Below are 696 nucleotides of genomic sequence, written 5' to 3' on the forward strand. Positions count from 1 at the left end.
CGGCGCGGGTCGGCATCCTCGGCACCGGTGGCGCCGAACGCGGCGGCGGCGAACGGCTGCAGCGGATGCCGCACGACCAGCGCCGTGGCCGCGGCCGGATCGGCGTGGTACTGGGCGGCGCAGGCCAGCAGTTCGCCGACCAGCGGCGAGGGTTCGCGCACGCTGCCGTCGCGCGCGTCGGCGCCCAGGTAGCTCAGGTAGAACACCTCCTGCGCCGAGGCGAACAGCTGCAGGAACAGGAAGCGGTCGTCCTCGCGCGTCGAACGGTCGCCGTGGCGGCGGCGGGTGGTGCCCAGTTCGGCGGTGAGGCGGTTGAGCCCGGCGGCCGGATCGCGGCGCGGGAAGTCTCCATCATTCATGCCCAGCAGGCAGATGACCCGGAACGGCAGCAGCCGCATCGGCACCATGCGGCCGAAGCTGATGCCGCCGGTGAGCAGCGGCGCGCGCGTGTCCGATTCGCCCAGCACCGCGGCGAAGTGCGCGCGGACCACTTCGGCCGGCACCGCGTCGGCGTAGTCGGCGCGGGCGGCGTCGCGGGCGAACTGGTCGATCAGCGCGCGCAAGCGCTCCAGCGCGCGCTGCTGGCGCGGTGCCGACGGACTCTGCGGCAGCAGCGCCTCGAGCAGGCCCAGCAGCACTTCGCGCCACTGCGCCGGCGGCATCGGCTCGGCCAGCGCGGCCTGGTGGCGATCGAGC

Annotated in this window: 1 pseudogene; it reads right to left on the minus strand. The window is 75.0% G+C overall.

The features are described 5' to 3' along the window. Positions 1-696 (minus strand): annotated as a pseudogene (locus tag D180_RS19565) (exodeoxyribonuclease V subunit gamma); the annotation flags it as partial.

It is taken from the genome of Xanthomonas sp. SHU 166 (assembly GCF_000364685.1).
In the GTDB taxonomy this organism is placed as follows: Bacteria; Pseudomonadota; Gammaproteobacteria; order Xanthomonadales; family Xanthomonadaceae; genus Xanthomonas_A; species Xanthomonas_A sontii.